Source organism: Streptomyces sp. NPDC000941 (genome assembly GCF_053599555.1).
Genome location: NZ_JBSFMM010000241.1, coordinates 1 through 16365, shown reverse-complemented (window position 1 = coordinate 16365; position 16365 = coordinate 1). Strand labels below are relative to the sequence as shown.

The window sequence follows — 16365 nt, the reverse complement described above, 5'->3', positions numbered from 1 at the left end:
GGGCGAGGTCAGCGGCATGACTCTCCTGTGCCTGGGGCGGGGATGCGGGTGCTCCCATGATGCCGTCCGGCCGTCACCGGGCGGCTGCAAACTACGACCGGTCCAACACCTGATGCGCGGCCATTCACGCACCCGTGTTGTGAATCCCGTGCGTGCTGTTGACTGCACCCCATGCCCCAGGACATCGAGCCGCGCCTGCTGCGCGCCTTCGTCGCCGTCGCCGACGAGCTGCACTTCACCCGCGCCGCAGCGCGGCTGTACGTCGCCCAGCAGGCGCTCAGCCGTGACATCCGGCGGCTGGAGCGCGAGCTGGGTGTGGAGTTGTTCGTACGGACGACCCGGCAGGTGGCGCTGACCGCCGAGGCGGATCGGCTGTTGCCGTACGCGCGGCGGGTGTTGGCGGCGCAGGAGGAGCTGGTCGCCGCGTTCGGGGGTGGTGGGGCGGGGGCCGGGCGGCCGCTGGTGGTGGATATCAGTGCGCCGATGTCCACCGGGAACGAGGTGCTGGCCGAGGCGCGCGGGCGGATCGCGCCCGAGGTGGAGCTCGTGGCGCACTTCCACAGCGGGCTGACCGGGGCCGCCGCCGAACTGCTCGCGGGGCGGCTGGATGTGTCGTTCGGGCGGGTCGGCGGGCTCGACCCGGCCGTGCTGGCGCGTCTGGACCACCAGCTGGTCCGCTACGAGCGGATGGCCGTGGTGCTGCGCGAGGACCACCCGCTCGCCAGGCTTCCCGAGGTCCCGCTGGACGCGCTCGCGGGGGAGACGCTGTACGCGGCCGCGGGCAACGCCGCCACCGCCGAGTGGACGGAGCTGGCCGCGCAGCTGTTCGCGGGGCGCGGCATCGGCATGGCCGAGCCGTTTCCGCAGATCGAGGGCGCCGAGGAGTTCACCCGGGTGGTGGCCAAGCGGCGCTGGTCGGTGCTGGCGAGCACGGTGTTCATCTCGATGCCGGGCACCGTGCTGCGGCCGCTGACCGGCCCCGTACCGCTGTCGCCCGTCTCCATGGTCTGGCGGCGCGGGCTGCGCCACCCGGGCCTGGACGCCCTGCGGGCGGCCGCGGCGGCGCTCGGGGCGGCCGGGGGCTGGCTCGACGCCCCGCCCGGCAGCTGGCTGCCGAGCCCGGAAGCGGCGGAGGCCGCCGAGGCGGCGGCAACCCTCACCACGCCCTCCGCTCCCGGGTGAGAGCAAGGTTTCTTCCGCGTCACCTGCCGCCACAGCGCGGAAATCCGTACTTCCTACCGTCGTCAGGCAGCGAATCCGCGCACCAGCGGCGACATCCGAGTGAGATCTGTGGAGGCGTGATGACTGCCCCGAACACCACCCCCGCACGCAGGGGGGGCCGCTGGATCGAACAGTGGGACCCGGAGGACGAGACCTTCTGGAACGAGAAGGGCGAGAAGATCGCCACCCGCAACCTCCTGTTCTCGATCCTCTCCGAGCACATCGGCTTCTCCATCTGGAGCCTGTGGTCGGTGATGGTCCTGTTCATGGGGCCGGAGTACGGGGTGGACCCGGCCGGGAAGTTCTTCCTGGTCGCGATGCCCACCCTGGTCGGCGCGATCCTGCGGGTCCCCTACACCTTCGCCGTCGCCCGCTTCGGCGGCCGCAACTGGACGATCGTCAGCGCGGTGCTGCTGCTGGTGCCGACCGTCGTCGCCGCCGTGGTGATGAAGCCCGGCACCTCGTACACCACCTTCATGGTCGTCGCGGCGCTCACCGGCGTCGGCGGCGGCAACTTCGCCTCCTCCATGACGAACATCAACTCCTTCTACCCGCTGCGGAAGAAGGGCTGGGCGCTCGGCCTCAACGCGGGCGGCGGCAATATCGGCGTACCGGTCATCCAGCTGATCGGCCTGCTGGTCATCGGCACGGCCGGCGCGGCTCACCCGCGCGTGGTGCTCGGCGTCTACATCCCGCTGATCGTGGTCGCCGCGCTGCTCGCGGCGCTGTTCATGGACAACCTGGCGCCGGTACGGAACGACACGGGCGCGGTGAAGGAGGCGGCCAGGGACGCGCACACCTGGATCATGTCGGTGCTGTACATCGGCACCTTCGGGTCGTTCATCGGCTACAGCTTCGCCTTCGGGCTCGTCCTGCAGAACCAGTTCGACCGCACCCCGCTGCAGGCCGCCTCGTTCACCTTCATCGGCCCGCTGCTCGGCTCCCTCATCCGCCCCATCGGCGGCCGTCTCGCCGACAGCTACGGCGGCGCGCGGATCACGCTGTGGAACTTCGCCGCCATGTCCGTCGCGGCCGTGGTGGTCGTCTACGCCTCCGCGGAGAAGTCCCTGACCGTCTTCCTCGTCGGCTTCATCGCCCTGTTCGTCTTCAGCGGGCTCGGCAACGGCTCCACGTTCAAGATGATCCCCGGCATCTTCCAGGCCAAGGCGGCCGCGCGGGGCCTTACGGGCGAGGCGGCCGCGACGTACGGGCGGCGGCTGTCGGGCGCCTCGATGGGGCTGATCGGCGCGGTGGGCGCGCTGGGCGGGCTCGGCATCAACCTCGCCTTTCGACAGTCCTTCCTGAACGCGCACACCGGGACCCCGGCGTTCGTGTCCTTCCTGGTCTTCTACGCCCTGTGCGCCGCCGTAACCTGGGCCGTATACCTCCGCGGCGTCCGGCCGACCGGCCGGATCGCCGCGGCGGGGGCGGCGGAGCCGCAGGGCGCGCGGCAGGCCGCGTACGCGGACGTCTGAGCCGAGCCGCCGAGGCGGAAACGGCCCTGGACGGGGCCCTGGACGGGGACGGCCGGCCGGGGAGCGTACGGCGCACAGGGCGCGCGCTCCCCGGCCGTACGCTCCGTTACACCCGGGAAACCTCCGCGAACCGTGACCGTCACCGGGGGGTCACAGGATGGCCGTCCAGATGAGGTCGCGGAGGGCGCCCATACGACAGCGGATCGGGACGAGAACCATGCACCGAGACCACAACGCCGCGGCCACCCCCGACGTCGCCACCCCCGACGTCGTCACCCCCGATGCGCCCGCGCCCGCCGCCATCGGGCCGCTCGCCGGGTTCACCGTCGGCGTCACCGCCGCCCGCCGCGCCGACGAGCTCGCCGCGCTGCTGCGGCGGCGGGGCGCGGCCGTCATGCACGCGCCCGCGCTGCGCATCGTGCCGCTCGCCGACGACGCGGAACTGCTCACCGCCACCAAGCAGCTGCTCGACCACGGCCCCGACTTGGTGATCGCGACCACCGCCATCGGCTTCCGCGGCTGGGTCGAGGCCGCCGACGGATGGGGCCTCGGGGACTCGCTGCTGGCCCGGCTGCGCGGCGCCCGGCTGCTGGCGCGCGGGCCCAAGGTGCGGGGCGCGATCCGGGCCGCCGGGCTGACCGAGGAGTGGTACCCGGCGTCCGAGTCGCTGGCCGAAGTGCTCGACCGGCTGCTGGAGGAGGGGGTCGACGGCAGCCGGATCGCGGTGCAGCTGCACGGCGAGCCGCTGCCCGGCTTCGTGGAGTCGCTGCGCGTGGCGGGCGCGGAGGTGGTCGGCGTACCGGTGTACCGGTGGATGCCGCCCGAGGACATCGGCCCCGTGGACCGCCTCCTCGACGCGACCGTCGCCCGCGCCCTGGACGCACTCACCTTCACCAGCGCCCCGGCCGCCGCGAGCCTGCTGGACCGGGCCGAGCGGCGTGGCATGCGCGACGAGCTGGTGGACGCGCTGCGCCACGATGTGCTGCCCGCCTGCGTCGGGCCGGTCACCGCGCTGCCGCTCGAGGCCCATGACATCCCCACCAGCCAGCCCGAACGCTTCCGCCTCGGCCCGCTCGTACAGCTGCTGACCCATGAACTGCCGGGGCGGGTACGGCCGTTGCCGGTCGCCGGGCGGCGCCTGGAGATCCGTGGCCACGCGGTCCTGGTGGACGGCGAGCTGCGCGCCGTACCGCCGGCCGGTATGGCGCTGCTGCGCGCCCTGGCCCGCCGCCCGGGCTGGGTGGTCGCCCGCGCCGACCTGCTGCGCTCCCTGCCGGGCGCGGGGCGCGACGAGCACGCCGTCGAGACGGCCATGGCCCGCCTCCGTACGGCCCTCGGCGCCCCGAAGCTGATCCAGACGGTCGTCAAGCGCGGCTACCGGCTGGCGCTGGATCCGGTGGCGGACACCAAGTACGCCGACGTATGACGGGCCACTGACGGGCCACTGACGGGCCACTGACCGGCCGCCGGGCCCGAACTCCCTTGTATTCATGGGGTGATGGGCGGGTCCGCGGGGTTCCGGGCTCGGGCCGGGGCGGGCACTCTGGGACTGCGTGCATCTCCGCGAACCGCTCAGCCCCGAAGGAGTGACAGGAACATGGCGTCGGCGTCGGCCTACGACCTGCGGTTCGACTCCGGGCGGCTCTGTCTGGACCTGGTGGCCACGGTCGGCGGGCGGCTGAGCGAGGCGCCGGTCGAGCGGCTGGACGGGGTGGACCGGCTGAAGGCGTGGCTCGTCGACGCCGGTCTGGTGCCCCGCGGCACCGCCCTCGACCTCGTCGACGGCGGCTGGCTCGCCCGCTTCCGCGCCGCCCGCGATCTGCTCCACCGCATCGTGCACAACGAGGTCGAGGGCCGCGCCGCGGGCGCCGACCTGGAGCGGGTGAACGCCCTGGCCGCCACTGCCCCGCCCGCCGTACGGGCCGTACGCACCGCCGACGGCACCCTCGTGCGCAGGCTCTCCGCCGTGCCCGACTGCGGCGCGCTGCTGGCGCAGGTGGCGCGGGACGCCGTGGAGCTGCTCACCGACCCGGTGGCGCGCGGGCAGCTGCGGCAGTGCGAGGGGGAGACCTGCTCGCTGGTCTACCTCGACACCTCGCGCGGTCGCCGCCGCCGCTGGTGCTCCAGCGAGGTCTGCGGCAACCGCGAGCGCGTGGCCCGGCACCGCCGCCGCGTCACCCGAGCCTGACCGAAGCAGCCGTCCGAGCCGGCTGATGCCGCGTCAGCCCAGGTCAGACTAGCGGACATACACGTGACAAGAATGCTGTATAGCGCAATTGGGTACACCTCGCGGCGTTTTTGTTGAACCTGGAAGTGTAACCGCACGTACCCCCTCGACCGCGCGGTGGAGATTACGCAAAGATGCTCCCGTGACCGAGAGGACGACACCGGACGACGCGCTCATGCGCGCGCTCTATGAAGAGCACGCGGGCCCGCTTCTCGCCTTCGTCCTGCGCCTGGTCGCGGGCGACCGGCACCGGGCGGAGGACGTGGTTCAGGAGACGCTCCTGCGGGCCTGGCGCAACGCCGACCAACTGCGGACAACCGGCGGATCGCTGCGCCCCTGGCTGGTGACCGTGGCGCGGCGCATCGTGATCGACGGTCACCGTGGCCGCCGGGCCCGCCCCCAGGAAGTGGACGCCGCACCGCTGCACGCCGTGCCCGCAGCCGACGAAATCGACCGGGCGCTGCGGATGATGACGATCTCCGACGCGCTCGCCGATCTCACTGATGCGCATAGGGAGGCGCTGGTCGAGACATACTTCAAGGGGCGTACGGTGAACGAAGCGGCTGAGGTGCTGCGCGTACCGCCCGGGACCGTCCGGTCCCGGGTCTTTTACGCGCTGCGCGCCCTGCGGCTCTCGCTGGAGGAACGGGGGGTTACGGCATGATGCCGGCAGCGGAGGATCAGCAGCACACCGCCGTCGGCGCTTACGCCCTCGGCGTCCTGGACCCGGCGGAAGCCGCCCGCTTCGAGGAGCATCTGCTCGGCTGCGACCGATGCGGCGCGGAGCTGGATCAGCTGATGGGCATCCCGCCGCTGCTGGCCGAGTTCGCCACCTCCGACGACGGCCGGACCCTGCTGGACCCCGCCACCATCACCGCACGCCCCGGACCCGAACTGCTCGGCCGGCTGATGGACGACGTCGCCACCAGCCGCCGCGGGCGCCGCAAGCGCCGGCTGTACCTGGTGGCCGCGGCCGCCGCCCTGATCATCGGCGGTCCGATCGCCGGTGCCGCGCTGACCTCCGGCGACGGCGATGGCGACAGCGGCGGAGGCGGCGGCAAGGTGGTGGCCAGCCCCGCGAAGGCGGCGTTCGACCAGGGCCAGAAGACCGGCTCGGTCGACCCCACCACCAAGGTCGACGCCACCGTCTCGCTGCAGGCGAAGGGCTGGGGCACATCGGTGGCCCTCAAGCTCGGCAATGTGAAGGGCCCGAAGGCCTGCGACCTGGTCGCCATCGGCAAGGACGGCCATGAGGAGACCATCACCACCTGGGCGGTGCCCAGCACCGGCTACGGCATCAAGGACGGCGACGCGTCCCGCTGGAGCAAGGACCCGCTGTTCGCCCTGGGCGGTGCGGCCATGAACCCCGACGAGATCGACCGCTTCGAGGTCCGCACCCTGGACGGCCGGCGGCTGGCGGTCGTGAAGGTCTAGCCGGTGAAGGTCTGGGCGCTGCACGAAGGTCTGGCCGGTGAAGGTCTGGAGCGTGTTGTGTAGGTGTACGGTTGACGGCTGCCCTACGCACACAGAAGGGGGCTTGGGTGGCCGCGCACAACGCCACGCACGCGAGCCGGACAGCGAGACCGGACAACGCCGAGACGAGCCCGGACAGGGCCGGCGAAGCTGAGAAACGGGACGGGATCCGCGAGCGGGAGATGCGGATCGAGCAGGCGCATCTGGACCGCGTGTACCGCCGCCTCGAGGAGAAGATCCACGAGGCGGAGTTCCTGATGAACGACGCCGCCAAACACGTCCAGGTCGGCACGCCCGGCGCGCTCGCCGAGCGGGACGCCCAGGTCTTCCGGGCCGGGGTGCACCTCAACCGGCTCAACAGCGAGTTCGAGGACTTCCTCTTCGGCCGTATCGACCTGCTGCTCGGCAAGGACGGCGAGCGCGGCCCGGACGGCGCGTACACCTCCATCGAGCCCGCCGACGACGCGATCCGCCCCGGCGAAGACGGTGCGGACGGCGCGGGCGGCGCGGGCGGCGGTGGCCGCGCGGAGATCGCCGAGACGCTGCACATCGGCCGTATCGGCGTCCTGGACGCCGAATACGCCCCGCTGGTCATCGACTGGCGCGCGCCCGCGGCCGCGCCCTTCTACCGCTCCACCCCCGTCGCCCCCGGCCGGGTCGTGCGCCGCCGGGTCATCCGCAGCAAGGGGCGCCGGGTGCTCGGCGTCGAGGACGATCTGCTGCGCCCCGAGCTGACCGCCACCCTGGACGGGGCGGAGCTGCCGGTCGTCGGCGACGGCGCGCTGATGGCGGCGCTCGGCCAGGCCCGCGGCCACACCATGCGCGACATCGTCGCCTCCATCCAGGCCGAACAGGACCTGGTGATCCGCGCGCCCGCCGCCTCCGTCACCGAGGTGGAGGGCGGCCCGGGCACCGGCAAGACCGCGGTCGCGCTGCACCGCGCCGCGTATCTGCTCTACCAGGACCGGCGCCGGTACGCGGGCGGGATCCTGATCGTCAGCCCCACCCCGCTGCTGGTCGCCTACACCGAGGGCGTGCTGCCCTCGCTCGGCGAGGAGGGGCAGGTCGCGATCCGCGCCGTCGGATCGCTGGTGGACGGCGCCGAGGCCACCACGTACGACGAACCGGCCGTGGCCCGCGTCAAGGGCTCCTCGCGGATGACGCGGGTGCTGCGCAAGGCCGCCCGCGGCGCCCTGGAGCTGCCCGCGGGCCCCGGCCGGGCGGCCGGGCCGCCGGAGCGGCTGCGCGTCGTGGCGTTCGGCGCGCGGATCGAGCTGGACGCCGAGGAGCTGCGCCGGATCCGGCAGGCCGCCCTGGGCGGCACCGCGCCCGTCAACCTGCTGCGCCCGCGCGCCCGCCGGCTGCTGCTGGACGCGCTGTGGGCCAGGGCCGGGGGTGCCCGCCGCTACACCGACCCCGAACTGGCCGCCGAGGCGCGCGAGGGGTTCGACGAGGACATCTCCACCGAGGACGACTTCCTCGGCTTCCTGGACGCCTGGTGGCCCGAGCTGACCCCGCGCGCCGTACTGGCCGCGATGGCCGACGAGAAGCGGCTGACCCGCTGGTCGCGGCGGGAGCTGAACCAGCGCGACGCGCGCCGGCTGGCCCGCTCGCTGACCCGTCTGGGGGCGGACGGCAAGGGCCCGCTGTCGGTGCACGACGTGGCGCTGCTGGACGAGCTGTACACCGTCCTGGGCGCCCCGGCCCGGCCCGCCAGGCCCCGCGAGGCCGATCCGCTCGACCAGCTGACCGGGCTCGAGGAGCTGACGACCTTCGCCGACCGCTCCGCGCCCCGCCGCACCCGCGCGGACCGGCTGGAGCAGGAGCGCGTGGACTACGCCCATGTGATCGTCGACGAGGCGCAGGACCTGACCCCGATGCAGTGGCGGATGATCGGGCGGCGCGGCCGCCACGCCACCTGGACGGTGGTCGGGGACCCGGCACAGAGCTCCTGGTCGGATCCGGAGGAGGCGGCCGAGGCCCGTACCGAGGCGCTGGGCCGCCGCCCGCGCCGCCGCTTCACGCTGACCGTGAACTACCGCAACCCGGCGGAGATCGCCGAGCTCGCCGCGAAGGTCCTCGCGCTCGCGATGCCCGGCGCGCAGGCCCCCGAGGCGGTCCGTTCCACGGGCCTGGTGCCGCGCTTCGCGCCGCTGCCGGACGGAAGCGCCGGCGCGACCGGCGGGGCCGGAAGGGACCTGGCGGCGCGGGTGCGCGAGGAGGCGGGGCGCCTGCTTGACGAGGTGGACGGCACGGTCGGCGTGGTCGTCGCCATGCGGCGGCGGGCCGCGGCGCGCCGCTGGCTGGAAGGGCTCGGCGACCGGGTGGTGGCGCTGGGCAGCCTGGAGGCCAAGGGCCTGGAGTACGACGCGACGGTCGTGGTCTCGCCCGCCGAGATCGCCGACGAGTCCCCGGCGGGGCTGCGGGTGCTGTACGTGGCGCTGACGCGCGCGACGCAGCGGCTGACCGTGGTGCCGGGGGAGCGGGACGACCCGGATGAGTACGGCGTCCCCGATCTGCTGCGGGACTGATGAGGGCTGAGGTAGGGACTGATGAGGGGCTGAGGCAGGGACTGAGGTAGGGGCTGATGAGGGGCTGAGAAATCAACCCGTGGGGGAGGAATCACTTCCGGGGATGGTTTGTTAGCCTTGCTGATGGCACCGGCTCGATCCAAGCCCCCGGGCCCAACCTTCGTCGCTTCGAGCGACCACTTGCCGCGAGGCGAGCATGGCGGGTCGGTGCCACCTTAAAGCTTTCAAGAGGTCCGCGTCGGTTGTTCAGGGCGCGGGCCTCTTCTGTGCATCTCGGCGGATTCGCGGGGCTGAACAATATCTCCGAAACTCGAGCCCGGTTACCCGGTACCCGAAGGTAGGTGTAACCATCTGAAGACCACCGTCCGAGGGCAGACCGGCGAACCACCACCGCGGCCCGGGACAACCTGGAACAAGGGAAAGCAGAGGAAGTCGGCCATGGCAACGGCGCCCAGCGTCTCGTACTCGATGACGGTCCGGCTGGAGGTCCCCGCGAGCGGCACCGCGGTCAGCCAGCTCACCACGGCCGTGGAGTCCTCCGGCGGCTCGGTCACCGGCCTCGACGTGACCGCTTCCGGCCACGAGAAGCTGCGGATCGACGTCACCATCGCCGCGACGTCCACCGCGCACGCCGACGAGATCGTCGAGAAGCTGCGCGGTATCGAGGGCGTCTCGCTCGGCAAGGTCTCCGACCGTACGTTCCTGATGCACCTCGGCGGCAAGATCGAGATGTCGTCGAAGCACCCGATCCGCAACCGTGACGACCTGTCCATGGTCTACACCCCGGGCGTCGCCCGCGTCTGCCAGGCCATCGCCGAGAACCCCGAGGACGCCCGCCGGCTGACCATCAAACGCAACAGCGTCGCGGTGGTCACCGACGGCTCCGCGGTCCTGGGCCTGGGCAACATCGGCCCCAAGGCCGCGCTGCCCGTGATGGAGGGCAAGGCGGCCCTCTTCAAGCGCTTCGCGGGCATCGACGCCTGGCCGCTCTGCCTGGACACCCAGGACAGCGATGAGATCGTCGCCGTCGTCAAGGCCATCGCCCCCGGCTTCGCGGGCATCAACCTGGAGGACATCTCCGCCCCCCGCTGCTTCGAGATCGAGGCGCGGCTGCGCGAGGCGCTGGACATCCCGGTCTTCCACGACGACCAGCACGGCACCGCCATCGTGGTGCTCGCCGCCCTCACCAACGCGCTGCGCGTGGTCAACAAGAAGATCGGCGATGTGCGGGTGGTGATGTCCGGCGCGGGCGCGGCCGGCACCGCCATCCTCAAGCTGCTGATCGCCGCGGGTTTGCGGCACGCGGTGGTCGCGGACATCCACGGCGTGGTGCACGCCGGGCGCGACGACCTGGCCGGCGCGAACGGCAGCTCCGACATGACCGCGCTGCGCTGGATCGCCGACAACACCAACCCCGAGGGCGTCACCGGCACCCTCAAGGAGGCCGTGCGCGGCGCCGACGTCTTCATCGGCGTCTCCGCCCCGAACGTGCTGTCCGGCGACGACGTGGCCGCCATGGCCGACGACGCGATCGTCTTCGCGCTGGCCAACCCCGACCCCGAGGTCGACCCGGCGATCGCCCGCCAGACCGCCGCCGTGGTCGCCACCGGCCGCTCCGACTTCCCGAACCAGATCAACAACGTGCTGGTCTTCCCGGGTGTCTTCCGCGGCCTGCTGGACGCGCAGTCGCGTACTGTGAACGACGACATGATGCTGGCCGCGGCCCGGGCACTCGCGGATGTCGTCCACGACGACGAGCTGAACGCCAACTACATCATTCCGAGTGTCTTCAACGACAAGGTCGCGGGCGCGGTGGCCGGCGCGGTACGGGTCGCCGCCAAGGCTGTGACCGGTACCACGGCGGTCTAGGCCGGGCTCGGCGCGTCGTACGGCGCGTCGCGCGGCGTTCGGCCGATCGGGCCCCCATAGGGTGTCGGGCAGAAACGGCCGCCACGGCGCTTTTCGCGCGACTCACCAGGGCACCGGATTGGCTTTCCCGCCACAGGTGGGGGCAGGATGCGTTCCGGGCGCGAGGGTCTGAACACAGACCCGGGTCCGGGGACTGTCCGAGGGCCCTGGCAGCATCGGCTTCGATCTCACGCCTAATGGCAAGATGAACACGGGAGTACAACATGAACCGCAGTGAGCTGGTGGCCGCTCTGTCGGAGCGCGCCGAGGTGACCCGAAAGGACGCCGACGCCGTTCTGGCCGCCCTCGCCGAGGTGACCGGAGAGATCGTCGCCAAGGGCGACGAGAAGGTCACCATCCCCGGCTTCCTCACCTTCGAGCGCACCCACCGTGCCGCTCGCACCGCGCGTAACCCGCAGACCGGTGAGCCGATCGAGATCCCGGCCGGCTACAGCGTGAAGGTCTCCGCGGGCTCCAAGCTCAAGGAAGCCGCCAAGGGCAAGTAAGACCCCATACGAAGGGGCGGCCACCTCATCGGAGGGTGGCCGCCCCTTTCGGCGTTCCTACGGCCCCTGGAGGCCTTTCCCGGGCCCCCAGGAGGCCTTCCCCGGGCCTTTAGGGAGGCTCAGGTGGCCTTTTCGGCGCCGGGGAGCTCCACCTTGGCGCCAAGGTCGCCCAGCTTGCTCATGCTGTGTCTACCCGGGGGATAACCCCCGGACCCCCAGCCGGGGGCGCCGACGTGGCTCAGGCGGTTTTTTCGGCGCCGGGCAGTTCCACCTTGGCGCCAAGGTCGCCCAGCTTGCTCATGAAGTTCTCGTATCCGCGGTTGATCAGATCGATGCCGTGGACCCGGGACGTGCCCTGGGCCGCCAGGGCCGCGATCAGGTACGAGAAGCCGCCGCGCAGGTCGGGGATGACCAGGTCGGCGCCCTGGAGCTTGGTCGGGCCCGACACGACCGCCGAGTGGAGGAAGTTCCGCTGGCCGAAGCGGCAGGCGGAGCCGCCCAGGCATTCGCGGTAGAGCTGGATGTGCGCGCCCATCTGGTTGAGCGCGGAGGTGAAGCCCAGGCGCGACTCGTACACCGTCTCGTGGACGATGGACAGCCCGGAGGCCTGAGTGAGGGCCACGACCAGGGGCTGCTGCCAGTCGGTCTGGAAGCCGGGGTGGACGTCCGTCTCCAGGGCGATGGCGTTGAGCTTGCTGCCCGGGTGCCAGAACCGTATTCCCTCGTCGTCGATGTCGAAGGCGCCGCCGACCTTGCGGTAGGTGTTGAGGAAGGTCATCATCTCGCGCTGGCTGGCGCCGCGTACGTAGATGCTGCCCTCGGTCGCGAGCGCCGCGCTCGCCCAGGAGGCGGCCTCCAGGCGGTCCGGCAGGGCGCGGTGGTTGTAGCCGCCGAGCTTGTCGACGCCGGTGATCCGGATCGTACGGTCGGTGTCCATGGAGATGATCGCGCCCATTTTCTGCAGGACGCAGATCAGGTCCTCGATCTCCGGTTCGACGGCCGCGTTGGAGAGCTCCGTCACACCCTCGGCGAGCACCGCCGTCAGCAGCACCTGCTCGGTGGAGCCGACCGACGGGTACGGCAGGCGGATCTTGGCGCCGCGCAGCCGCTGCGGGGCCTCCAGGTACTGGCCGTCCGCCCGCTTCTCGATCGTGGCGCCGAACTGGCGCAGCACGTCGAAGTGGAAGTCGATCGGCCGGCCGCCGATGTCGCAGCCGCCCAGGCCCGGGATGAAGGCGTGGCCGAGGCGGTGCAGCAGCGGGCCGCAGAAGAGGATCGGGATGCGCGAGGAGCCGGCGTGGGCGTCGATGTCGGCGACGTTCGCGCTCTCCACGTGGGTCGGGTCCAGCACCAGCTCGCCGGCCTCGTCACCTGGGCGAACGGTGACGCCGTGCAGCTGCAGCAGGCCGCGCACCACCCGCACATCGCGGATGTCGGGGACGTTGCGCAGCCGGCTCGGCCCACTGCCGAGCAGCGCGGCGACCATGGCCTTCGGCACGAGGTTCTTCGCGCCTCGGACACGGATCTCGCCTTCGAGCGGGGTGCCGCCATGGACGAGCAGGACATCGTTCGAGCGGGTCATCTGGTCTCGCGTTCCTGGGACGGTCGGGGGCAAGAGGCAAGCGTAATAGCCGTGGAGAGCACGTCTGAGTGACCGACGTACCCACCGAACGGACATGAATGTGTCACAACACGTTCGGTTCAGAGCAGAAAGCGTACGGTTACGTGCGCCGTTCCTGCTGTCGTACGCCCCGACCTGCTCTCACATGGGACTCGTCTTCCACTCCCCCTCCGGGGCGAACATGCGGGATCATGTGTCCATGACCGAGGTGTCCTCGCTCACAGGACGGCTGCTTGTCGCGACACCGGCGCTGGCGGACCCGAACTTCGACCGTGCGGTGGTGCTCCTTCTCGACCATGACGAGGAGGGGTCGCTCGGCGTCGTGCTCAACCGCCCGACCCCGGTGGGGGTCGGCGACATCCTGGAGTCCTGGGCTGCGCTGGCCGGGGAGCCGGGGGTGGTGTTCCAGGGCGGCCCGGTGTCGCTGGACTCCGCGCTGGGGGTCGCCGTGGTCCCCGGCGAGGCCGGAAGAGCCGCCGAGGCCGGAAGGGTCTCCTCGCGGACCGAGGACGGCCCGCTCGGCTGGCGCCGGGTGCACGGCGCGATCGGGCTGGTCGACCTGGAGGCGCCGCCCGAACTGCTGGCCGCCGCGGTCGGCTCGCTGCGGATCTTCGCGGGCTACGCCGGGTGGGGGCCCGGACAGCTGGAGGACGAGCTCTCCGAGGGCGCCTGGTACGTCGTGGAGTCCGAGCCGGGCGATGTCTCCTCGCCCGCCCCGGAGCGGCTGTGGCGGGCGGTGCTGCGCCGCCAGCGCAGCGAGCTGGCGATGGTCGCCACGTACCCGGACGATCCCTCCCTCAATTAGGGGCAGTGCCCAACTGGAGGCAGTGTTCGCCGGGTGGCGGCGACACCGGGCGATGCCGCGGGAGGCGCTGATCCGTCGTTCGCCCGGCGCGTGAGTACCCTAGGGCTGTATGAGCACTCTTGAGCCCGAGCGCGGGGCAGGCACGGGGACCCTCGTTGAGCCGACACCTCAGGTGTCGCACGGTGACGGCGACCACGAGCGCTATGCCCATTACGTACAGAAGGACAAGATCATGGAGAGCGCGCTCTCCGGATCTCCGGTGGTCGCACTCTGCGGCAAGGTCTGGGTCCCGGGCCGCGACCCGAAGAAGTACCCGGTCTGTCCGATGTGCAAGGAGATCTTCGACGGCATGGGAGCCGGCGGCGACAAGGACAAGGGCAAGGACGGCGGCGGCAAGAAGTAGCCCCTCCGCCCCGGCCATACCCGCCGGAGCCCCCCGCGCGCACCACGCCCGGCCCGCGCCCCTCTCGACCAAGGGGCGCGGGCCGGGCGTAGCGCGCTGTACGCATTATTTGGCATATGCCGCGCACCTCGCGGCGTACGGCCCCGGCGGTGCGGAGGGCGCCGTTAGGGTCGCCTCCATGAGCGGGCGCGGGGAGAGCGGTGCCGAGCGGGCGGCGTACCTGGTGTTCGGGGCGCGAGAGACCGACGAACCAGATGAACCCGTCGAGCCCGTCGAGCCCGACGGGGAAGCGGCGGGCCGGTTCCGCCAGTTCGAGAAGGACTGGGACGCACAGCTGGAGCGGTGCGAGCGGCTGGCCGTCGAGCGCGGCTACCGTCCGGCGGGCCTCTGTGTCGTCTCGGCCGCCCAGCCCACCCTGCCCCGGCTGTTGGAGTGGGCCGACGAGCCGGACTGCGAGATCGTGCTGATCGCCGGCCGCGGGGTGCTGGAGCGGATGCGGAGCTGCTGGCCGGACTGGGACCAGTTGGTGGTCCGCCTGGCGGCGGCGGGCGCGCGCGTGGAGGCCGTGCCGTATCCCGAACCGGCCTGTCCGGCCGACGAGTCGCCCTCGTAGCCGCCGAGTCTCCCGCGCAGACGCCGAGTCGCCCTCCTGCTCCTGGGCGACGATCTCCTTCGTAAACCTGGTTTAGACCTCTTGTGGGCGGACGGACCCACCCTTAATCTCCTGCGTGTTGTGCATGGTGAAATGCCCGTTGCACACGGTGCAACGCAATGCCAGTAGGGGTTGTTCTGCCAATGAAGCGATCAAGCGTGTCCCTCCGCCTCGCCGCCCCGGCCGCGGCGCTCGTCCTGGCCGGTCTCACGGCCACCGCCTGCGCCCCGTCCACCTCCTCCAACACCGAATCCACCAAGGACTCCAAGAGCGGAACCATCAGGGTGTGGCTCTTCCGGGAGGTGAACAACGCGCCCAAGGAGAAGGTGGTGAAGGAGGCCGTCGCCGAATTCGCCAAGAAGCACTCCGACACCCGGGTCGACGTCACCTACATCCCCATTGAGACCCGCGCCGAGAAGATGAAGGCCGCGTTCAACGACCCGAAGAGCGCCCCCGACGTCGTCGAATTCGGCAACACCGACACCGCCGGTTATGTCAACGACGGCGGACTGGCCGACATCACGGCCGAATTCGGGAAGTGGGAGGACGCGAAGAGCGTCACGGCGTCCGTCAAGGAAGCCGTCAGCGTCGGCGGAAAGGTCTACGGCGTCCCCTGGTACGTCGGCGTACGGGCCCTCTACTACCGCACCGACATCTTCAAGGAGCTGGGGCTGAAGCCGCCTGCCACACAGGGCGAACTGGCCACGGCCGCCCGCAGAATCCGTGCCGAACACCCCGATATGTTCGGCATCTCGGTCGGCGCCAAGAACGTCTACGGCATGCTCCCGTTCCTGTGGTCCGCGGGCGGCGACCTCGCCGAGAAGCGCGGCGACACCTACACCGCCGCCATCGACAGCGCCGCGTCCCGCAAGGGCCTGAAGACGTATACGGACCTGATCGCCAAGGACAGCTGTCCGCCCCAGCAGTGCGCCGAATTGGGCGGTGACGCCGGCGTCCAGACGTTCGCGGGCGGGAAAGCCGGTATGGCGATCGGCGGCGACTTCAGCCGCCAGGCGATGGAGGACGGGGCGGTCAAGGGCAAATACGCCGTCGTGCCGCTGCCGGGCCAGGAGAAGGGCGTCATATCCCCGGCCTTCGCGGGCGGCAACAACCTCGGCATCATGCGCGGCACCACCCACCGCACCCTGGCCGTGGACTTCGTCGAATTGCTCGGCGGCGCCGCATACCAGTCCAAGATGTTCGACGCCATGGGCAATATGCCCGCGCTCACCGACGTCCAGGAAAAGGTCGCGGAAAAGGCGCCCTTCACCAAGCCGTTCGTCGACACCCTGAAATCCGGCACCAAGTTCGTCCCGGTGACCCCCGCCTGGAGCAAGATCGACTCCGAGGCGATGATCCCGACGATGATGCAGGAGATCGTCAGCGGCCGTAAGAGCGTGGACGCGGCCACGGCCGACGCGGCGAAGAAGATGGACGCCGCGTTCTCCTCGGCCGGCTGAGCGGAGCGCCGCCCATGGCTCGCGAGATCGCGCCCGCCGTGGCCGGTGCGGAGCGGCCGCCGGGCCGGGATGCCCTCCCGGCC

Annotated in this window: 14 protein-coding genes; 13 read left to right on the top strand and 1 reads right to left on the bottom strand. The window is 71.6% G+C overall.

Translation table 11 applies throughout. The features are described from left to right. Positions 1-171 precede the first annotated feature (171 nt). From ACWDSL_RS44970 to ACWDSL_RS44930, 9 genes are all read left to right on the top strand, one after another. Positions 172-1182, top strand: a complete 1011-nt coding sequence (locus tag ACWDSL_RS44970) for a LysR family transcriptional regulator (RefSeq protein WP_450494435.1) — start codon at positions 172-174, stop codon at positions 1180-1182. Positions 1183-1301: 119 nt separating this feature from the next. After that, positions 1302-2696 (top strand): nitrate/nitrite transporter, encoded by a 1395-nt coding sequence (locus ACWDSL_RS44965; RefSeq protein ID WP_450494433.1) that lies wholly within the window; start codon positions 1302-1304, stop codon positions 2694-2696. Positions 2697-2913: 217 nt separating this feature from the next. After that, entirely contained in the window at positions 2914-4122 is a 1209-nt protein-coding gene (locus ACWDSL_RS44960) for a uroporphyrinogen-III synthase (protein ID WP_450494431.1), read from the top strand. Positions 4123-4293: 171 nt separating this feature from the next. Continuing rightward, on the top strand, positions 4294-4884 hold the full coding sequence (locus tag ACWDSL_RS44955) for a CGNR zinc finger domain-containing protein (RefSeq protein WP_450494429.1): 591 nt from the start codon (positions 4294-4296) through the stop codon (positions 4882-4884). A 181-nt stretch (positions 4885-5065) separates the two neighbouring features. Continuing rightward, entirely contained in the window at positions 5066-5587 is a 522-nt protein-coding gene (locus ACWDSL_RS44950) for a sigma-70 family RNA polymerase sigma factor (RefSeq protein ID WP_014179126.1), read from the top strand. Further along, on the top strand, positions 5584-6357 hold the full coding sequence (locus ACWDSL_RS44945) for a zf-HC2 domain-containing protein (RefSeq protein WP_450494427.1): 774 nt from the start codon (positions 5584-5586) through the stop codon (positions 6355-6357). Before ACWDSL_RS44950 ends, ACWDSL_RS44945 begins: the two co-directional genes overlap by 4 nt. A gap of 107 nt (positions 6358-6464) precedes the next feature. Then, a complete protein-coding gene (locus ACWDSL_RS44940) occupies positions 6465-8927 on the top strand; it encodes a HelD family protein (RefSeq protein ID WP_450494426.1) in 2463 nt (820 codons plus the stop codon). A gap of 438 nt (positions 8928-9365) precedes the next feature. Beyond that, positions 9366-10796 carry a malic enzyme-like NAD(P)-binding protein gene (locus ACWDSL_RS44935; protein WP_450494424.1) on the top strand — a complete coding sequence of 477 codons (1431 nt, stop codon included), beginning with the start codon at positions 9366-9368 and terminating at the stop codon, positions 10794-10796. Between the two features lie 263 nt (positions 10797-11059). Further along, complete coding sequence (locus ACWDSL_RS44930) at positions 11060-11341, top strand: HU family DNA-binding protein (RefSeq protein ID WP_014179130.1); 282 nt, start codon at positions 11060-11062, stop codon at positions 11339-11341. Positions 11342-11579: 238 nt separating this feature from the next. On the opposite strand, the gene murA is transcribed toward ACWDSL_RS44930, so the two are convergent. Beyond that, positions 11580-12923 carry a UDP-N-acetylglucosamine 1-carboxyvinyltransferase gene (gene murA, locus ACWDSL_RS44925; protein WP_450494422.1) on the bottom strand — a complete coding sequence of 448 codons (1344 nt, stop codon included), beginning with the start codon at positions 12921-12923 and terminating at the stop codon, positions 11580-11582. A gap of 238 nt (positions 12924-13161) precedes the next feature. Between murA and ACWDSL_RS44920 the strand changes: the two genes are divergently transcribed. The 4 genes from ACWDSL_RS44920 to ACWDSL_RS44905 all read left to right on the top strand — a co-directional run bounded on the left by ACWDSL_RS44920 (position 13162) and on the right by ACWDSL_RS44905 (position 16282). Beyond that, positions 13162-13767: a YqgE/AlgH family protein gene (locus ACWDSL_RS44920; RefSeq protein WP_089512461.1), complete on the top strand. Its 606-nt coding sequence runs from the start codon at positions 13162-13164 to the stop codon at positions 13765-13767. A 109-nt stretch (positions 13768-13876) separates the two neighbouring features. Then, positions 13877-14170 carry a DUF3039 domain-containing protein gene (locus tag ACWDSL_RS44915; protein ID WP_089512320.1) on the top strand — a complete coding sequence of 98 codons (294 nt, stop codon included), beginning with the start codon at positions 13877-13879 and terminating at the stop codon, positions 14168-14170. Positions 14171-14348: 178 nt separating this feature from the next. Beyond that, a complete protein-coding gene (locus ACWDSL_RS44910) occupies positions 14349-14783 on the top strand; it encodes a hypothetical protein (RefSeq protein ID WP_450494419.1) in 435 nt (144 codons plus the stop codon). A 182-nt stretch (positions 14784-14965) separates the two neighbouring features. Next, positions 14966-16282 (top strand): extracellular solute-binding protein, encoded by a 1317-nt coding sequence (locus tag ACWDSL_RS44905; RefSeq protein ID WP_450494417.1) that lies wholly within the window; start codon positions 14966-14968, stop codon positions 16280-16282. Positions 16283-16365: the final 83 nt, after the last annotated feature.

Coding starts and splice junctions, on each gene's coding strand:
- ACWDSL_RS44960 (WP_450494431.1), top strand. CDS start 2,914: ATGCACCGAGACCACAACGCCGCGGCCACCCCCGACGTCGCCACCCCC.
- murA (WP_450494422.1), bottom strand. CDS start 12,923: ATGACCCGCTCGAACGATGTCCTGCTCGTCCATGGCGGCACCCCGCTC.
- ACWDSL_RS44935 (WP_450494424.1), top strand. CDS start 9,366: ATGGCAACGGCGCCCAGCGTCTCGTACTCGATGACGGTCCGGCTGGAG.
- ACWDSL_RS44945 (WP_450494427.1), top strand. CDS start 5,584: ATGATGCCGGCAGCGGAGGATCAGCAGCACACCGCCGTCGGCGCTTAC.
- ACWDSL_RS44915 (WP_089512320.1), top strand. CDS start 13,877: ATGAGCACTCTTGAGCCCGAGCGCGGGGCAGGCACGGGGACCCTCGTT.
- ACWDSL_RS44970 (WP_450494435.1), top strand. CDS start 172: ATGCCCCAGGACATCGAGCCGCGCCTGCTGCGCGCCTTCGTCGCCGTC.
- ACWDSL_RS44905 (WP_450494417.1), top strand. CDS start 14,966: ATGAAGCGATCAAGCGTGTCCCTCCGCCTCGCCGCCCCGGCCGCGGCG.
- ACWDSL_RS44910 (WP_450494419.1), top strand. CDS start 14,349: ATGAGCGGGCGCGGGGAGAGCGGTGCCGAGCGGGCGGCGTACCTGGTG.
- ACWDSL_RS44930 (WP_014179130.1), top strand. CDS start 11,060: ATGAACCGCAGTGAGCTGGTGGCCGCTCTGTCGGAGCGCGCCGAGGTG.
- ACWDSL_RS44965 (WP_450494433.1), top strand. CDS start 1,302: ATGACTGCCCCGAACACCACCCCCGCACGCAGGGGGGGCCGCTGGATC.
- ACWDSL_RS44955 (WP_450494429.1), top strand. CDS start 4,294: ATGGCGTCGGCGTCGGCCTACGACCTGCGGTTCGACTCCGGGCGGCTC.
- ACWDSL_RS44920 (WP_089512461.1), top strand. CDS start 13,162: ATGACCGAGGTGTCCTCGCTCACAGGACGGCTGCTTGTCGCGACACCG.